Source organism: Nonomuraea sp. NPDC048892 (genome assembly GCF_040649735.1).
Classification (GTDB): Bacteria; Actinomycetota; Actinomycetes; order Streptosporangiales; family Streptosporangiaceae; genus Nonomuraea; species Nonomuraea maheshkhaliensis.
Genome location: NZ_JBEZFZ010000003.1, coordinates 725,028 through 741,793, shown reverse-complemented (window position 1 = coordinate 741,793; position 16,766 = coordinate 725,028). Strand labels below are relative to the sequence as shown.

Sequence of the window (16,766 nt, the reverse complement as noted above, 5' to 3'; positions counted from 1 at the left end):
CGCTCTCAACGACGAAGGGGGATGACTTACGAGCGGACCCGCAGGGCGGCGAGGGCGGCGACGCCCGTGAGCGCCACGCAGGCCCCCACCGCGACGGCCGTTCCCTGCGCGAGCCCGAAGCCCCCGACGGACGCCGCCATCCCGGCCGACCCCAGCGAGGAGCCGAAGGACCTGGCGGTGTTGTTCGCCCCCGACCCCATGGAGACCCGGTGCGCGGGCACGCTCTCGATGGCCAGATGGGTGATCGAGGAGTTGATCAGCCCCGATCCCACGCCGCTCACGGCCAGCCCGGCGACGACCAGCGGCAGTGACAGTGACGCGCCCGTGGCCAGCAGCCCGGTGAACCCGGCCGCGCTGAGCCCGAAGCCGAGGGCCAGCCGGGCGGCCGTGCCCAGCCGTACGTGCCTGGCCAGCAGCGACGACACGAACGACAGCCCCGCCCAGACGCTCAGCAGCAGCCCCGCGTCCAGCGGTGTCAGCCCGTGGGCCGCCTCCAGCACGGTCGGCAGATAGCCGATCAGCCCGACGATGGCCATCCCCACCACCAGCGCGCCCGCGGTCGCCACCAGGAACTCCGCCCGGCCGAACAGCCGCAGGTCCAGCAGCGGCTCCGGCCGCCGCCGCTCCACCGCCACGAACGCCGCGATCAGCGCCGCGGCCAGGGCGAACGCCACCAGCACGACCGGCCGCGACCACCCCACACGCCCCTCGGTCACCCCCGCGACCAGCGCCGCGATGCCCAGACTGAGCAGCACCACCCCCGGCAGGTCGAACCTGCGCGGCACCGTCCCGCCCGACTCCCGCAGCACGCGGGCCGAGGCGAGCGTCAGCAGCAGCGCGGACAACCCCATCAGCCAGTACGTCGCCCGCCAGCTCATCACCGAATACCCCAGCCCCGACACGAGCGGCCCCGCCAGGGTGCCCAGCCCGATCATGGCCCCGTACCGTCCGGTGGCCCGCACGCGCTCGGACCCCGCCGGATAGGCGTGCCCCACGATGCCGAGGCTGGCGGCCAGCATCGCCGCGCTCGCCCCGCCCTGCACCAGCCTGGCCAGCACGAACTCGGCGACGTTCGTGCTCAGCGCCGCCGCCACGCTGGAGGCGGCCAGCACGCCTGTGCCCGTCACCAGCACCCGCCGGCGCCCGTAGTCGTCGGCCAGACCACCGGCGACCAGCAGCAGCGAGGCGAGCCCGAGCGCGATGGAGCCCAGGATCCACACGGGCCCCGTCGGACCGGCGCCGAGCGATCGGGAGATCTGCGGCAGCGTCACCATCGGCAGCGTGAAAGAGGCCATCACCAGCAGCGGCGCCGACGAGGCCACGGCCAGCGTGTACGGAGGCACACGTGTCGGTTCGGTCACTGAACTCATGGCGCGCAGGCTACCACGGTTCGGTGAATGAACTAACATGGGCTCATGGCGCTCGGCAAGAACTACGACGGCCAGGACTGCTCACTGGCCAGTGCCCTGGAAGTGATCGGCGAGCGATGGACGCTGCTCGTGGTCCGCGACGCCATGTACGGCGTGCGCCGCTTCGGCGACTTCCAGGCCCACCTCGACATCCCCAAGGCCGTGCTGTCCCAGCGGCTGTCGGCGCTCGTCGCGGCGGGCGTCCTCGAACGACGCCGCTACCAGGACGCGCCTCCGCGCGACGAATACGTCCTGACCCCGGTCGGGCGCGGGCTCTGGATCCCCGTGCTGTCACTGGGCGCGTGGGGCGAGCGCCACCTCGCCGCCAACGGCCCTCGCCGGCTGTACCACCACGTGTCCTGCGGCACCAGGCTCGACGACGTGTCGTTCTGTGCCGCCTGCGGCAGGGGTGTGCCGATCGAGGAGATCGAGGTCCGCCCCGGGCCGGGGCTGCGCGACGACACGCGGCAGGACCAGGTGAGTCTCGCCCTGCGAAAACCCCATCGGCTACTGACCCCGCTCCTGACAAAATAAGCGAAACACCCCGAATGGAGATCGCATGAGCTGGGCGGAGATCGAGTCGGAGGCCGAGTTGCGCGAGCTGCTCGGCGAGGTCATGCCGAGGGCCGCGACCAAGGAACGGATGCTCCTGCACGAGCGCGACCGGGAGTGGCTGGCGGCCTCGCCGTTCTGCCTCATCGCCACGTCCGGCGCCGACGGCACCTGCGACGTCTCGCCCAAGGGCGATCCGGCGGGGTTCGCGCACGTCATCGACGACGCCACGATCGCGATCCCGGACCGCCCCGGCAACCGCAGGGCGGACGGATTCCTCAACGTCCTGAGAAACCCGCACGTCGGGCTGATCTTCCTGATCCCCGGCCGCAACGAGACGCTGCGGATCAACGGCCGGGCCCGGCTCGTGCGCGAGGCGCCCTTCTTCGACGAGCTGATCGTCAAGGGGCACCGGCCGGACCTGGCGCTCGTGGTCGAGATCGAGCAGATCTTCTTCCACTGCGCCAAGGCGTTCATGCGCTCGTCCTTGTGGAAGCCGGAGAACTGGACCACCGACGCGCTGCCGTCCCATGCCAAGCTGGTCAAGGAGACGCAGAAGGTGGAAGAGAGCCTCGAAGAGCTCGAAAGCTATTACGGCGAGACGTACGCCAAGCGCCTGTACGGCTGACGGCCCGTCTTACGTCTTCACCGCGTTCTCAGGCGGCCGGCGTGGGGCCGCCGGGGAAGCGGATGACGTTTCTGCCCGCGTAGGCACGCAGATCGATCACCGGGTCGGCCGGCGCGGGTTCTGCGGGTCGCTTGCGGCGATCCACCGAGCGGATGTCGCGGATCTTGTGCCTGGCGATGTGTGGCGGCACTGCCACAAGCCTGTTCATCGTGAGCCCCCCGTGATGTTCTTGTTACCTATGTTATCTACAGATACCCCCGTAAGTTCGGTGTAAGGAGCACCTCAGTAGGGAAGATCGCGGCCGGACGGCGTACGCAGATCCAGCTCGACCGTCAGCCGGCGGCGCCGCCTCGCGGCCTGCTTCCTGACTCTGACGCGTTTCATGGAGCTCCCCCTTCCGTCCGGGCGACGGCATGGCGGGCGGGGTCCGCACCCGCCATGCGCGTCAACCTAACCGGGCCCGGGCGTCCGCTCAATGCATTTCTGCGGACTCGGCTGGGTTCACACGGGCGGCGCGACCCGCGCGGTCACGTTGATCCGGTTCCACGTGTTGATCATGGCGATGGCCACGACCAGCACCGCGAGCTGCTCCTCGCTGTAGAACTCGGCCGCGCGCCGCCACACGTCGTCGGCCACGACGGCGCGGTCGGCGATCCTGGTCGCCTCCTCCGTCAGCGCCAGCGCCGCCCGCTCGGCCGGGGTGAACACCGTGGCCTCTCGCCACGCCGCCACCATCCACAGCCGCTCGTCGCTCTCGCCGGACTTCTTCATGTCTCTGCTGTGCATGTCGACGCAGTAGGCGCAGCCGTTGATCTGGCTGGCCCGCAGCTTGACCAGTTCCAGCGTAGCCGCGGGCAGTTCGCTGTCGTGCAGCAGCTTCTCCACCGCGAAGAAGTGGCGGTAGATCTCGGGAACGTGCTTGGAGACGTCAAGCCTCTGGCTCATGGGAACCTCCGTATTCTCGTCGGTGCCAGCTAGGACAGGACAGCGGGTCCCGTTGTGACAGCTCCGGCGAAAAAGGTTCGTTCCCCGACCCCTACCCCTGATCAGCCGCGGCAGTTGCCCCAGTGCGCGCGCCCGCCCGACGCCTCGATCCGGCCGCGCGGATCGCGGGTCCAGCCGGCGTAACGCACGCACTTCCAGGCGCCCTGAATGTGCCCGGTCTCGGCGTAGTAGCGGTACTTCTGCTGGTCCTCGCTCCGGCCGCCGCCCCTGACCTCGATGGAGGCGCCGGTGAGCGTACGGGTGCCGGTGTACCGCGTCTTGATCGCGGCGACGCAGTTCTTGCCGCTGCGCTTGCTATACATCAGGTACACGTGCCCGAACACGGCTCCCCTGGAGGTCCTCATCGCCCGGTGGCCGTCCTCGACCCGCTTGAAGCCCTTGCCGCAGACCCGTTCCGGGCTGTACGCGGCCGAGGCGGCGTACGCGGCGGAGGGGGTGGCGGCGATCCCGGCGGCGACCAGGCTGGCGGCGATGACCGTACGGAGGAGCACGAGCGTCCCTTCAAAGGGTAATAAAGGCAAGGACGATCTTTACTGCGACTTGACCGAAATATCAAGGGGTGCCGGTAAATGCCGCTGATCGCGGTCTGTGCGGTGTGGGGCGTGTTCTGGGGGTCGTGGTCGGCCCTGCTGCCCGCCGTCAAGCTGGAGCTGGGGATCTCGGCGGGTGAGCTGGGGCTGGCGCTCAGCGCCGTACCGGTCGGGGCCCTGCCCGCGATGGCGCTGACCGGGCGGCTGGCCAGGGGCAGGGAGCGGGCCGCACTGATGGCGACCACGGGCCTGTTCGCGCTCTCCGTCGCCGTCATCGGCCTGGCCGGCACCGCCTGGCAGCTCGCGCTGGCGCTGCTGCTGGTCGGCGCGTTCAGCGGCGCCCTCGACATCGCGCTGAACCTGGCCACGGGCCGCGCCGAGCGGGAGAGCGGGCGCCGGCTCTTCCAGCCGGTGCACGCCGCCTTCCCGGTGGCGGTCATCGCGGCGGCCCCGCTCACCGGCCTGGCCCGCTCGTACGGCCTCGGCGCCGGCACGGTGCTGGTCGTCGTCGCCCTGCTCGTGGCCGCCACGGCGCTGACCCCGCTCGCGCTGCGCCTGGGCCGCGGCCTGCCGGAACCATCCGCCACCGGGACAGACTGGCGCAAGTTGTGGGGCGCGGTGGTCGTGCTGGGGGCGCTGGCCGCCTGCGTCCTGATCATCGAGAACTCGGTCGAGCAGTGGTCGGTCCTGCTCCTGGAGGAGCACAGGGACGCCACGCCGCTGGTCGCCAGCGCCGCCCCCTCGGTCTATATGGCGGCGCTGACGGCGGGCCGGCTGATCGTGCAGGCGCTGCCCAGGACGTCGCTCAGGGCGCTCTACCTGGTGGCCGGGCTCGGGGGCGGCGCCGGCATCGCCCTGGCGGCGCTCGGCGGCGGCGTGGCGGTCTCGCTGGCCGGGTTCGCGGTGACCGGGCTGGCCCTCGGCCCGATGGTGCCCGCCCTGCTCAGCCGGGCCGCGGCCGACGACTCCAGCGGCACGATGGTGTGGGGGGTGTCCACGCTGTCCTACACGGGTTTCGTGCTCAGCCCGCTGCTCGTGGCCGGGCTGAGCGGCGGGCTCGGCCTGCCCGCCGCGCTGGCCGCGCTGGGCCTGCTGGGCCTGCCGCTGGTGGCCCGCTCCGCCGTCGAACGCCGCTGACCCAGACGAGCGCCGCCGGCCCGGACGAGCGGCGGAATATGGCCGTTTCTTGGGGCAAATCAACCCCGGAATCGGGTAGTCCTCCGGGCGGATCGACTGTATGAGGGGATCATCATGGCTGTCTGCGAGACCTGCGGCAACGACTATGACATGGCGTTCGAGGTGCACGCGCAGGGAGCGGTGCACACCTTCGACTGCTTCCAGTGCGCGATCGAGGGCATGGCGCCCATCTGCGAGCACTGCGGCACGAAGGTCATCGGGCACGGCGTGCAGGCGGGCGAGCACTGGTACTGCTGCGCGCACTGCGCCCGCCAGGAGGGCGACAGCGGCATCGTCGACCGCGTCATGGCCGGTACTTCTTCTTGACACCGCGTCCTTGAAGGCCGCGTCCTGAACACCGCGCGCGGAGCGGTGAAAGTCACCCCGCCCGCGCGCGGCCCGCGGTTCAGCGGGTGAAGCCGATGTCCTCGTACCGGAGGTCGAAGAAGCCGCGCGCCCCCACGTTGGCCAGCGTCTCCCGCACGGCCACGTTCTGCGGCCGCTGGTACAGCGGCAGCACGTTGACCTCCTTCCAGAGCAGCGCGTCGGCCGCGTTCGTGGCCGCGCGGGCCCTGACGGGGTCGAGGCTCTGCGCGGCCCGGCTCATGGCCTGGTCGATCTCGGCCGAGCCGGTACGCCCGAAGTTCGCGTTCCAGGTCTTGCCGTCCTCCGCGTTCGCGTAGATCGCGTAGCTGCTGGAGACGGGGAAGGGCGTGCCGATGTAGGCGAAGGGCGTGATGTCGAAGTTGCCGGGGATGACGTACTTGCTGAAGAAGTCGTCGCTGGGCACGGCCTTGATGGTGAGCTTGACCCCGATCTGGGCCAGCATGCTCTGCGCCAGCTCACCCTCGGCCTTGCTGATCTGCACCCCCGACGGCACCACGAACCGCAGGTCGAGCGGCTTGCCGTCCTTCTGCCTGACCGATCCGTGCAGCTTCCAGCCGGCCGCGTCCAGCAACTGCTTGGCCCGCTCGGGGTTGTAGGCGCCGAGGGCTCCGGCGTTGTCCTGGTAGCCCTCCTGGGTGTTCATGAAGAAGTGGTTGTTCAGCAGCGTGATCGGCCAGTCGAGGCCCTGGAGGTCGGACTGGGCGATGGCCTGGCGGTTGATGCCGAGCTGCACGGCCTGCCGGACCTCGCGGTCCTTCAGCAGTTCGCTCGCGCCGTTGAAGGTGAAATGGCGGAAGTCGGGCCCGGCGGCCTGCCGCACCTGGGCGCCCACGGTGGACTTGGCACGGGCGTAACCGGGCGCGGACGGGCCCACGTCGATGATGTCGAGCTCGCCGTTGCCGAACGCGCCGATCAGCGAGTCCTGCTCCGACGCACGGTAGATGATCTTGTCCAGTTTGGCGCGGTCGCCCCACCAGGCGTCGTCCCGTACCAGCGTGATCGTCTTGGCCGTCTGGTCGAAGCCGCCGAACTTGAACGGCCCCGCCGTCACCGGGATCTTGTTCACCCAGGAGTCGTTGAAGGCCTGCGCGCTGCGGTTGGTCGAGGCCGGCAGCAGCGGCCCGAACAGCGCCTGCCAGTCGCCGAACGGCTTGCCGAACGTCACCACCACCTCGAAGTCGTCCTTGCCCCGCGCCACCTTCTCGATGTCCTGGTAGCCGGTGGAGGAGGCGATGCGGTAGGCCGGATCGCGCCCGTTGAGCGCCCGCCACTGCGCCTCGTAGTCGGCCCACGTGATCGGCTTGCCGTCGGACCACTTCGCCTTCGGGTTGAGCGTGTACGTCACCACCTGCTTGGGCCGCTGGTCGCTCACCTCGGCGCTGAGCACGTAGTCGCGGTCGATCGAGATCTCGGCCTTCTCGTTCGACACGAACGGCGAGGGCAGCAGCGCGTTGCTGACCACGGCCGCCATCGCCAGGTTGCCGTCGACCTGGTTCCTGTTCCACTGCGTGGGGAACTCGTTGATGCCCCAGCGCAGCGTCCCGCCGTCCTTGACGTTCTCGCGCGGCTGCGGGTTGATGTCGAAGGCCCTGATCGTACGCTCGTCCCCAGGGCTGTCCTGGAGCCCGGAACCGCCTCCCCGGACGTTCCCGCAGCCCGCCAGCAGCAGGGAGCCCGTCACCGCGGCGGACACGACTAGACGTGATGCTTTCATCGAGCGGATTTCCTCCTGGATCGAGCGAGGTCTACACGACTTCGCGCCTGTCTGCGTAGTGGCAGGCCGCCCCCTGGTCCGCCCCCAGCAGCCGCACCTCGGGCTCGACGCCGACGCACAGCTCGCGCTCGGCGTCGGTGAGCTCGGCACGGAACTTGGGGCACCTGGTGCGGAATCGGCAGCCCGTCGGAGGGTGGGCCGGGCTGGGCAGGTCGCCTTCGAGCAGGATGCGCGCGCGGGAGCGCTCGCGTACCGGATCGGGCAGCGGGATCGCCGACAGCAGCGCCTGCGTGTACGGATGCGCGGGCGCGTCGTAGACGGCGTCGACCTGGCCGATCTCGGCGATCCTGCCCAGGTACATCACCGCCACCCGGTCCGCGATGTGCCGCACCACGGCCAGGTCGTGCGCCACGAACAGGTAGGACAGCCCGAGCCTGGCCCTGAGCGAGTCGAGCAGGTTGATCACCCCGGCCTGGATCGACACGTCGAGCGCCGAGACCGGCTCGTCCAGCACCAGCAGCCGCGGCTCCAGCGCGAGCGCCCTGGCGATGCCGATGCGCTGCCGCTGCCCGCCGGAGAAGTCCTGCGGATAGCGGGCGGCGTGGGAGGGGTCGAGCCCGACCAGGGCGAGCAGCTCGCGCACCCGCCGCCCCGCATCGGGCCGGCCGTGGGTGCGCAGCGGCTCGGCCAGAATGTCGTGCACGGTCATGCGCGGGTCGAGCGCCGCGAGCGGATCCTGGAAGACGACCTGCATGTCGCGCCTGATCTCCGTGCGCTCCGAGCGGCGCAGGCGCGCGGTGTCGTGGCCGAGCACGACGACGCTGCCCTCCTGCGGCGGGGCCAGCTCCAGGATCTGGGTCAGCGTGGTCGTCTTGCCGCTGCCCGACTCGCCGACCAGCCCCAGCGTCTCGCCCTGCCGCAGGTCGAAGCTGACGCCCGCCACCGCGTGCACCGTGCCGACCCTGCGCTTGAACACCGCCCCCCTGAGCAGCGGATATTCCTTGACGAGGTTGCTGACCTCCAGCACGGTCCGCTCCCCGCGCACCCGCAGCAGCGGGAGCCCGCCGGGGGCCTCGGGCGCGGCCGGCCCGCGCGGCCCCACCTCCTCCCAGCGGATGCACGCGGCCCGATGCCCGCCGGCGACCTCGGCCAGCGGCGGCTCGCTCTCGTCGCACGCGTCGATCCGCATCGGGCAGCGCGGCGCGAACGGGCACCCGGGCGGCAGCGCGGCCGGCGAGGGCGGGTTGCCCTCGATGGGCTCGAGCGGCTGCCGCGCGCCCCGGTCGACCCGCGGGATCGAGCCGAGCAGGCCCACCGTGTACGGCATCCGCGTCCGGTAGTAGATGTCGTCCACGTCGCCCACCTCGACCGGCCGGCCGGCGTACATCACCAGCACCCGGTCCGCGAACCCGGCCACCACCCCGAGATCGTGCGTGATCATGACGATCGCCGCCCCGGTCTTGGCCTGCGCCCGCTTCAGCACCTCCAGCACCTGTGCCTGGATGGTGACGTCGAGCGCCGTGGTCGGCTCGTCGCAGATGATCACGTCGGGGTCGTTGGCGATGGCCATCGCGATCACCACGCGCTGGCGCATGCCGCCGGAGAACTCGTGCGGGAAGGCCAGCGCCCGCTCGGAGGGGTGGGGGATGCCGACGAGGTCGAGCAGCTCGACGGCCTTGATCAGGGCGCTCTCCCTGCTGACCCGCTGGTGCACGCGTACGGCCTCGGCGATCTGGTCACCCACCCGGTAGACCGGGGTGAGCGCGGAGAGCGGATCCTGGAACACCATAGACATGGACCTGCCGCGGACGGCGTTCAGCCGGCGCTCCGGGGCGCCGATCAGCTCCTGGCCGTGCAGGCGCACCGAGCCGGTGACGCGCGCCCCCGGCGGCAGCAGCCCCATCACGGCCGCCGAGGTGACCGACTTGCCCGAGCCCGACTCGCCGACGATGCCGAGGACCTCGCCTGGACGTACGGAGTAGCTCACCCCGCGCACGGCGCGGACGTCGCCGAACGACACGGTCAGGTCGCTGACCTCAAGCACCGGCCGCGTCGCGGCGCCCTCACCGCGGACCGGGCTCGGCGCGGCCCCCGCACCTCGGGCCGGGCTCATCGCGCCCCCTTCGCCGAGGACGGGTCGAAGGCGTCACGCAGCGCGTCGCCGACGAGGTTGACCGCGAGCACGGTGACCACCAGCAGCCCGGCCACGAACCAGAACGTCCACGGCGCGTACACGGCGGTCAGGGAGCCCTCGGCGATCAGCGTCCCGAACGACACGTCGGGCGGCTGGATGCCGAACCCGAAGTACGACAGCGACGTCTCGGTCAGGATCGCGCTGCTGACGTTGAGCGTGGCGTCCACGATCAGCAGCGACGACAGGTTGGGGATCACGTGCCGGAAGACGATCCGCACCGGCGGCACGCCCATGTAGCGCGCGGCCTGGACGAACTCCCGCTCCCGCAGCGAGATCGCCATCCCCCGCACGATCTTGGAGGTGACCATCCACAGGAACAGCGCCAGCATGATCACGAAAAGCGGCCACTGCCCAGAGCCGAACAGCGGCGACATGATCGCCAGGACCAGGAACGCCGGCAAGACCAGCAGCAGGTCCGTCACCCAGCTCAGCACCCGGTCGGTCCAGCCCAGGAAGTAACCGGCGAACGCCCCCACGACCGCCGCCAGCGCCGTGGACACCAGCGCCGCCAGCAGTCCCACGACCAGCGACTTCTGCATGCCGCGCAGCGTCACCGCGAAGACGTCGGAACCCGTTTGGAGCGTTCCGAACCAGTGGCGCGCCGACGGCGGCTGCATGAACGCGGTGAAGTCCTTGTCGGTGTAGGTCCATGGGCTGACCAGTGGCCCCGCGAACGCCAGCAGGAACATCAGCGCCAGCACCGCGAACCCGATCAACCCCTGCGGGGAGTGGAAGAAGCGCCCGGCCACCGTCCGCGCCCGCGACGGCGCCCTGACCGGCGCGCCGACGGTCAGGTCCTCGGCCAGCTCCTCCTCGGACAGCGTCATCAGGCCCGGACCCTGGGGTCGAGCGCGGCGTGCAGCAGGTCGGCGGCCAGCGCGGCGAGCAGCACGGCGACCGCGGCCAGCAGGGAGATGGCGGCGACGGTGTTGACGTCGTTGCCGAAGATCGAGTCGATCAGCTGCTCGCCCAGGCCGTGCCAGCCGAAGATCTTCTCAGTGAACGTCGCCCCCGTCAGCAGCGCCCCGAACGTGAACGCGAAGTAGGTGACGACCGGGATCATCGCGGTGCGCAGCGCGTGCCGGGTCAGCGCCCGGCGCCTGCTGAGCCCCTTGGCCCTGGCGGTACGGACGAAGTCGGCCCCGAGCACGTCGAGCATCATGTTGCGCTGGTAGCGGCTGAAGACCGCGATCAGCCCCACCGACAGCGAGATCGTCGGCAGCACGAGGTGCTGCAACCGGTCCACCACCTGGCCCCACCAGCCGGTGGCCAGCCCGTCGCTGTACTCGCCGCTGACCAGCAGCAACTGGCGGCCGAACACGTTCTGGTTGGCCCACGCCGCCAGCAGGATCAGCATGTTGGCCAGCACGACCACCGGCACGGCCAGCACCAGGAACGACAGCCCGGCAGAGAGCCGGTCGAACCACCCGTACTGCCGCACCGCCGCCAGCGCCCCCACGGCCACCCCCAGCAGGCTGCCGCAGAGCAGGCCCAGGATGACCAGGCGGAACGTCACGCCCATCCGCCGCTTGAGCTCCTCGCCGACCGGCGCGCCCGCGACCGTCTTGCCGAAGTCGCCGCGCAGCACGCCGCCGGCCCACGTGGCGTAGCGCTGCAGCAGCGGGGTCCTGTCGTTGAGGTTGAGCGCGTCGAGCTGGGCGTCGACCGCGGCGGGCGGCGGCTTGGGCGTGCGATCGGCGTAGTTGGAGCGCGGGTCGAGGGCCGTGGCCGCCACCAGGTAGGCGAGGCTGGCCGCCAGCACGACGAGCACGGCGTAGTTGAGCAGTCTGCGGGCCAGGAACCCCGCCATCGCCCCACCTCCTGCGCGCATCCCGCACGTACGCAGCGCGGCTACACCGACCGCCACCGACTCGTGGCTCATCGTAGTCATATAGCTACACCAGGCGAGCGCCTCCGCGCACGGAAGCGGCAAAGAAGCTCAGCGGCCGGACAGCTCGTCCACGGCGGTGCGGACGTCTTCGCTGGTGATCGTGGTCAGATCGGCCGCGCTGGCCGACCCGCCGCGCGAGGCGTGGGCGGCCAGGCGCACGTCACGCCGCATGGCCGCCCGCTCGAACAGGGACCTGGCGAAGCGGCCGTTGCCCAGTCCGTCGATCAGCCGGTCTTCGCACACCCAGGTGAAGACCTCGTCCAGGCGGCGCAGCGCCTCGTCGTCGAAGGTGTCGCCGGCCTTCTCCGCCAGCAGCACCGCGATCTGCGACAGCTCGCCAGGCGAGTAGCTGGGGAAGGCCACCCGCTGGTTGAAGCGGCTGGCCAGGCCGGGGTTGCTGGACAGGAAGGCGCCCATCTCGCGCTCGTAGCCGGCCAGCACGATGACGAGCCGGTCGCGGTCGTCCTCGGCCCGCTTGAGCAGCGTCTGCACGGCCTCGGCGCCGAACGCGTCGCCGCCCTGGTAGCCGGGGTTGACCAGGCTGTAGGCCTCGTCGATGAACAGCACGCCGCCGAGCGCCCGGTCCACCAGCTCGTTGGTCTTGATCGCGGTCGCGCCGAGATGCTGGCCGACCAGGTCGGCCCGGTGCGCCTCGACCACGTCGGGCCTGGCCAGCAGGCCTAGCGCGGCGAAGATGCGGCCCAGCACCCGGGCGACCGTGGTCTTGCCGGTGCCGGGCGGGCCGAGGAAGACGAAGTGGCGCATCTGCTGCGGGGTGGGCAGCCCGCGCTCCTGCCGCATCCTGGCCACCTGGAGCTGGGCGGCGATGGCGTGCACCTGTCGCTTGACCGGCGCCAGGCCGGCCATCCTGTCGAGGTCGGCCAGCGCCTCCTCCAGCGTGGGCGTGGCCACGTAGCCGCGGAAGCGCGCGGTCAGCTCGTCGAACGCCTTGGTCACGTCGGGCGTGATGGTCGTCACCAGGTCGTGGGTGCTCGGCGTGCCGCCCGCGCCCACCACGCGCACGTCGCGGGCCTGCGCGGCGGCCTCGACCAGGCTGCGGGCGAAGCGGGCGTTGCCCAGCTCGTCGATCAGGCCGCGGCGGTGCACGTCGTCGAAGAGGCCGAGCAGCACCCGCCGGGTCTCGTCGTCCATCGTGTCGCCCCTGCGCCGCTGCAGCAGCTCGGTGACCTCGACCAGCTCGGCGGGGGAGTAGCCGGGAAAGCGCACCCGGGTGGCGAACCTGCTGGCCAGGCCGGGGTTGCTGGACAGGAACGCGCCCATCTCCTGCTCGTAGCCGGCCAGGATGATGATGAGCCGGTCGCGATCGTCTTCAGCGCGTTTGAGCAGGGTCTGCACGGCCTCGGCGCCGAACCGGTCGGGCTGCCCGTCCGCGGAGTTGATCAGCCCGTACGCCTCGTCGATGAACAGCACGCCGCCGAGCGCCCGGTCCACCAGCTCGTTGGTCTTGATCGCGGTCGCGCCCAGGAACTCGCCCACCAGGTCGGCCCGCTGGGCCTCGACCACGTAGGGGGTCTCCAGCAGGCCGAACGCGTAGAAGATCTTGGCCAGCGCGCGGGCCACGCTGGTCTTTCCGGTGCCGGGCGGGCCGACGAAGACGAAGTGCCTGGTGGGCCTGCCGGTGGTGTAGCCGGCCTCGGCACGCAGCCGGCCGGCCTCGATGGAGGCGGCGATGGAGCGTACCTGCTCCTTGACCGGCACCAGCCCGATCATGGCCTCCAGCTCGCCGAGCGCCTCCTCGACCGAGATCTGCGGCGGCGCGCCCTGCTTGTCGCCGGGCGCGTCGGGCCGGCCCTCGCGCACCCTGACCCGCACCTGCTGCGCCTCGGCCGCGGCGCTGGCGGCCTTGGCCCGGCGGGCGAGCAGGAACCGGTGGACGAGGACGGCCGCGGCGGCGGCGCAGGCCACCCAGACGGCGATCCGGTCGGAGACGGGGGAGAGGGCGGCGGCCAGCAGCCCGGCGGGGGCGAGCGCCATCAGCGTGGTCACCCACGGCGTCACCCAGCGGATGAGGTGGGCCGCCCCGGCGACGGGCAGGGCGAGGAAGACCATCAGGTGCACGGTCGGCGCGCCGGGGATGAACAGCGTGCTGAAGACCACCAGCGCCAGCACCGCCCAGCCCGCCACGACCAGCGCGGTGGCGGCGGCCCTGGGATAGCGCATGGTCAGCGCGACGAACGCGAGCAGCAGCAGCACGAGCGGGAAGGTCTTGAGCAGATCCCACCCGAGTGCGGCGCCCAGGCCCATGGTGGCCACGAGCGCGGCCACGTAGAGCACCCGGCGCACGGCCGGGGGAATCTGGAAATAACGCTGCCGAACCTTCTCGAACAGATCCCGCGCCGCGGCCCGCCCCGCGGCCTGGGCCCTGTCGGACTCACGCATCACGCCTCCCCGGTCCGCCCCCGGTTATACCGCACCAGACCGACGATTGGGCGGTCCTGACACGCTAGGCGGAGGTCACGAAACCGGCTATCTGACGGCCGAGTTCCGCCCCCGCGTCCTCCTGGAGGAAGTGGCCTGCGCCCTTGATCACGGGATGTCGCAGGCCAGCCGCCCCGCGCATGTTCTTCCGCAAAACGGGCGCCATGCCTCCCGTGATCGGATCGCTGTCGGAGAAGGCCACCAGGAACGGCCGGTCGAGTGTGGTGAGGATCGTCCAGGCAGCGCGGTTGGCGGGCGCCGCCGGGTCGTCGGGCGTGATCGGCACCAGGCCCGGCATGGCGCGCGGTCCCGCCTTGTACGACTCGCCGGGGAACGGCGCGTCGTAGGCCGCCAGCACCTCCGGCGGCAGCGTCGTCCGGCAGCCGGCCTGGACCAGCCGGGCGACGTCCAGCACCGGCGCCTTGCGCACGGTGTCCCTGAACCGGTGCCAGACGTCGGGCATGGGAATGTCACCCGTCGGCAAGCCCGTGTTGGCGGCCACGATCCTGGCGATGTGCGCGGGGTGCTCGGCGGCGATGCGCAGCCCGATGAGGCCGCCCCAGTCCTGGCCGACGATGGTGACGTCCTTCAGCTCCAGCGCGTCGAACAGCAGGGAGCGGGTCCACTCGACGTGCGCGGCGTAGGTGTGCGCGTCCGGGTCGGCCGGTTTGTCCGAGCGGCCGAAGCCGATCAGGTCGGGGGCGATCGCGCGCAGCCCGGCCGCGGCCAGCTCGCGCATGACGTGCCGGTAGAGGAACGACCAGCTCGGCTCGCCGTGCAGCAGCACGACGGGCGGGCCGTCCTCCGGGCCCGCCTCCACGTACGCCATGCGCAGGCCGCCGGTGACCTCGGCGTGGCGGGGCTCGTAGGGGAAACCGGGCAGGTCCGCGAAGCGCTCTTCCGGGGTGCGCAGGATGTCCATAGAACAATGTTCTACCGCGGGTGCGGCCGCGTCCAGTCACCGGTCAGCGGCACGGGTGCGCGGCGGATCCGGCGACCGGTCGCCCGCACCGGTGGGGGCCGCGTCCTCAGGGCGGTCAGCGGCGCTGGTGGCGGCCGGGGAACTCGCCCACCAGCACCTGCTTCGGCGTGACGCGCATGACGTCGGAGTCGGCCAGGGCGATCCCGCGCACCTCGACCCAGAACCGCCGCTGGAGCGGGTCGGAGGCGAACACCGCCACCCGGGGGTCGTCCTCGATGGCCTGCCACGCCTCGGTCTCGGCGATGAGGCGCAGCTCGCCCGAGGAGGTCACCGAGGCCACCGCCCCGGCGACCCTGGGGCCGTACGCGTCGCCGTAGGCCAGGACGATGCTGCGGGCGTAGGAGAAGGTCTGGCGCACCCCGGAGTCCAGCGCGACCGACGGCTCGGCGCCCATGGGCAGGTCGCACATGAGCAGCGACGACCGCCACGGGCCCGGGCCGCCGCGCCACCACGCGTGCAGGGCGCGCGCCACGAACACGACCGCCGCCGCCCCGAGCGCGCCCGTACCGGCCCGCCAGGCCCACGCCGCTCCCAGCAGCCCGCCGGCCGCGCCCGCGCCGGCCGCCAGCACGACGAGCCAGGTCGCGGCGGCCAGCCACCGATCACCGCGCCGCCGGGCGCGCAGATAACCGCGCACCAGCGGGTACGGCACCACCACGGCGGCCACCGCCAGCCCCGGCTCCACCGCGAGTGCCGCACCCAGCAGCGCCACCAGCACCGACCAGGTCCGTCCGAGCACGAGCCACAACGCCACCCCGGCGTTCCGCCGCACCGCCCGCTCGGCCTCCCGCGTTGTTTCGCCCGCGCGTTCGGTCTCGGCGAGGGCGCGCAGGGGGTGGCCGCGCCAGGCCTCGGTCAGGGCACGCAGGGCCGCGAGCGCCGGCCAGCCGAGTACGGCGATGCCCGCAAGCCCGGCCCAGACCGGGTCGAGCGCGGCCGGCAGCACGTGCACAGAACCCAGCAGCAGCCAGCCGGCGAAGGCCGGTGCCGACAGCGCCGCCGACACCACGGAGGCCCCGAGCCACGGGTCCCGGGCGAGCATCGCGCCCGCGTACGGCCACAGGCCCACCCGCCGTGCCTGCCGGACCGTCACCGGCACCAGCAGCACGAGCACGGCGAAGCCGGCGAGCCGCGCCTGCGTGCCCCAGTCGAGCAGCAGCGCGGACCCGGCGATCACGATCGTGGCCACGGCCACCAGCAGGCGGACCTGCCGCGACCAGACCTCGAACGCCCGCCTGGCCCGCCCGGTCTCGCGCGGGTCGACGGGCCAGGCCGGGTCGTGATGCGGCCGCGGCGGGTCCCAGCGCAGCAGGGCCAGCGCGAGATTGACCCGGGCCTGTGGGTCGCCGGGGTCGATGGCGAGCGCGGCCCGGTAGGCCCGCTCGGCCTCCCGGTGCTCGCCCCGCAGCAGAGCCAGGTCGCCCAGCATGACCTGGGGCCCGGCCCGCTCGGGCGCGAACTTCCTGGCCAGCGCCGCGTGTCCGGCCGCCTCCCTCCACCGGCCGGGCACGCGGCGCAGCGCTCCCGCCAGCCGCAGCCGGGCGGGCCATGAGCCGCCGGCCAGGTCCACGGCCCGCTCGGCGGCGGGCACCGCGTCGGCGTCGCGGCCCAGCCGCTCGTGGGCCAGGCTGATCAGCCGCTGCGGCCACTCGGCGACCGGGTCGAGGTCCGCCGCCCGCCGCGCGGCCTCCAGCGCGGACTCGGGACGTCCGGCGTCGAGCCTGGTCAGGGCCTCGTCGCACCATTCGCGTGAGGACCGGTCGGGATGATCGCCTTTGGTGCCACGTGCGTCGGTCCCCACACGTCCCATGATCGGCTGGCGCGTGATCGTTGGATAGATACCGACATATGGCTGTATC

15 protein-coding genes are annotated in these 16,766 nt (G+C 72.0%); 4 read left to right on the top strand and 11 right to left on the bottom strand.

Annotated features, from left to right (window positions below):
- Window positions 1–26: 26 nt before the first annotated feature.
- The gene (locus AB0C28_RS12995; protein WP_358074196.1) at window positions 27–1,370 is read right to left on the bottom strand and encodes an MFS transporter; all 1,344 of its coding nucleotides are present in this window, start codon (window positions 1,368–1,370) and stop codon (window positions 27–29) included.
- Window positions 1,371–1,415: 45 nt separating this feature from the next.
- Here AB0C28_RS12995 and AB0C28_RS12990 point away from each other — a divergent pair, with 45 nt between their 5' ends.
- Both AB0C28_RS12990 and AB0C28_RS12985 read left to right on the top strand, forming a co-directional pair.
- Entirely contained in the window at window positions 1,416–1,943 is a 528-nt protein-coding gene (locus AB0C28_RS12990) for a helix-turn-helix domain-containing protein (RefSeq protein WP_358074193.1), read from the top strand.
- Between the two features lie 25 nt (window positions 1,944–1,968).
- Window positions 1,969–2,589, top strand: a complete 621-nt coding sequence (locus AB0C28_RS12985; RefSeq protein ID WP_358074190.1) for a pyridoxamine 5'-phosphate oxidase family protein — start codon at window positions 1,969–1,971, stop codon at window positions 2,587–2,589.
- A gap of 28 nt (window positions 2,590–2,617) precedes the next feature.
- Here the strand turns inward: AB0C28_RS12985 and AB0C28_RS12980 are convergent, their stop codons facing one another.
- From AB0C28_RS12980 to AB0C28_RS12970, 3 genes are all read right to left on the bottom strand, one after another.
- On the bottom strand, window positions 2,618–2,779 hold the full coding sequence (locus tag AB0C28_RS12980; protein WP_357843542.1) for a hypothetical protein: 162 nt from the start codon (window positions 2,777–2,779) through the stop codon (window positions 2,618–2,620).
- A gap of 311 nt (window positions 2,780–3,090) precedes the next feature.
- The gene (locus AB0C28_RS12975; RefSeq protein WP_346102875.1) at window positions 3,091–3,534 is read right to left on the bottom strand and encodes a carboxymuconolactone decarboxylase family protein; all 444 of its coding nucleotides are present in this window, start codon (window positions 3,532–3,534) and stop codon (window positions 3,091–3,093) included.
- A gap of 101 nt (window positions 3,535–3,635) precedes the next feature.
- Window positions 3,636–4,085, bottom strand: a complete 450-nt coding sequence (locus tag AB0C28_RS12970) for a hypothetical protein (RefSeq protein ID WP_346102877.1) — start codon at window positions 4,083–4,085, stop codon at window positions 3,636–3,638.
- A gap of 78 nt (window positions 4,086–4,163) precedes the next feature.
- Between AB0C28_RS12970 and AB0C28_RS12965 the strand changes: the two genes are divergently transcribed.
- Together AB0C28_RS12965 and AB0C28_RS12960 are read left to right on the top strand one after the other, a co-directional pair.
- The gene (locus tag AB0C28_RS12965; RefSeq protein WP_357843548.1) at window positions 4,164–5,261 is read left to right on the top strand and encodes an MFS transporter; all 1,098 of its coding nucleotides are present in this window, start codon (window positions 4,164–4,166) and stop codon (window positions 5,259–5,261) included.
- A gap of 114 nt (window positions 5,262–5,375) precedes the next feature.
- Window positions 5,376–5,627, top strand: coding sequence for a hypothetical protein (locus AB0C28_RS12960; protein WP_346102880.1), 252 nt, complete (start codon window positions 5,376–5,378; stop codon window positions 5,625–5,627).
- A gap of 79 nt (window positions 5,628–5,706) precedes the next feature.
- On the opposite strand, the gene AB0C28_RS12955 is transcribed toward AB0C28_RS12960, so the two are convergent.
- The 7 genes from AB0C28_RS12955 to AB0C28_RS12925 all read right to left on the bottom strand — a co-directional run bounded on the left by AB0C28_RS12955 (window position 5,707) and on the right by AB0C28_RS12925 (window position 16,708).
- A complete protein-coding gene (locus AB0C28_RS12955; protein ID WP_357843551.1) occupies window positions 5,707–7,401 on the bottom strand; it encodes an ABC transporter family substrate-binding protein in 1,695 nt (564 codons plus the stop codon).
- Window positions 7,402–7,432: 31 nt separating this feature from the next.
- Complete coding sequence (locus tag AB0C28_RS12950; protein WP_357843554.1) at window positions 7,433–9,514, bottom strand: ABC transporter ATP-binding protein; 2,082 nt, start codon at window positions 9,512–9,514, stop codon at window positions 7,433–7,435.
- A complete protein-coding gene (locus AB0C28_RS12945; protein WP_358074187.1) occupies window positions 9,511–10,422 on the bottom strand; it encodes an ABC transporter permease in 912 nt (303 codons plus the stop codon). The genes AB0C28_RS12950 and AB0C28_RS12945 overlap by 4 nt, the downstream gene beginning before the upstream one ends.
- Window positions 10,422–11,405: an ABC transporter permease gene (locus AB0C28_RS12940; RefSeq protein ID WP_357845266.1), complete on the bottom strand. Its 984-nt coding sequence runs from the start codon at window positions 11,403–11,405 to the stop codon at window positions 10,422–10,424. Before AB0C28_RS12940 ends, AB0C28_RS12945 begins: the two co-directional genes overlap by 1 nt.
- A 129-nt stretch (window positions 11,406–11,534) precedes the next feature.
- The gene (locus tag AB0C28_RS12935; RefSeq protein ID WP_357843560.1) at window positions 11,535–13,886 is read right to left on the bottom strand and encodes an AAA family ATPase; all 2,352 of its coding nucleotides are present in this window, start codon (window positions 13,884–13,886) and stop codon (window positions 11,535–11,537) included.
- 64 nt (window positions 13,887–13,950) lie between these two features.
- Window positions 13,951–14,847, bottom strand: a complete 897-nt coding sequence (locus AB0C28_RS12930; protein WP_358074185.1) for a haloalkane dehalogenase — start codon at window positions 14,845–14,847, stop codon at window positions 13,951–13,953.
- Between the two features lie 115 nt (window positions 14,848–14,962).
- The gene (locus tag AB0C28_RS12925) at window positions 14,963–16,708 is read right to left on the bottom strand and encodes a tetratricopeptide repeat protein (protein ID WP_358074183.1); all 1,746 of its coding nucleotides are present in this window, start codon (window positions 16,706–16,708) and stop codon (window positions 14,963–14,965) included.
- Between the last annotated feature and the right edge of the window lie 58 nt (window positions 16,709–16,766).